The following is a 432-nucleotide window of genomic DNA, read 5'->3' as shown; positions in this document are numbered from 1 at the left end:
CGTCAGGGCTGAGGAACTGCGCCGCTGAATACATCATGGTGGGGTCGAGAAACTGCTCGAACATCTCATTGCCAAGGTCGTAATGAGCCGCAATGTTTTTTTGCGAGCCTTTGCGGGTATTGCGATTGATCCAGTGCAAGCCCCGTATCAACGGGCGTCCCAGGCTGGCAAGTCCACCCTCCATGGCGTCCAGAACCTTCAGGTTGCTGACCAGTACCCGGACCACTCTGGTCAGGTCGGGCGAGCTCCAGTAGCCGTGGATAAATGCTTCGCCGGCGCCTATGGAACCGTTGCTGGCGATCATCCCCCAGACACCGGGGTCGCTGATGTGCACTTCGCCGATCAGTGTCGCGTTGCTGTCACCGAACAGATGGCGCTCGCCATTTTCAGTCAGCACCAATTGGCCGTGCTGCAGCTGGCTGAGTTGACGCA

At 58.6% G+C, this 432-nt stretch carries 1 protein-coding gene; it reads right to left on the bottom strand.

Annotated features, from left to right (window positions below; genetic code table 11):
• Positions 1-432 (bottom strand): class I SAM-dependent methyltransferase (locus GV819_RS32645; RefSeq protein WP_178126159.1); only part of this gene is annotated, 432 nt, incomplete at both ends.

This window comes from Pseudomonas sp. Fl5BN2, from assembly GCF_009908205.1.
Classification (GTDB): domain Bacteria; phylum Pseudomonadota; class Gammaproteobacteria; order Pseudomonadales; family Pseudomonadaceae; genus Aquipseudomonas.
The sequence above is the reverse complement of the archived record's forward strand: the minus strand, read 5'-3'. Positions and strand labels throughout refer to the sequence as shown.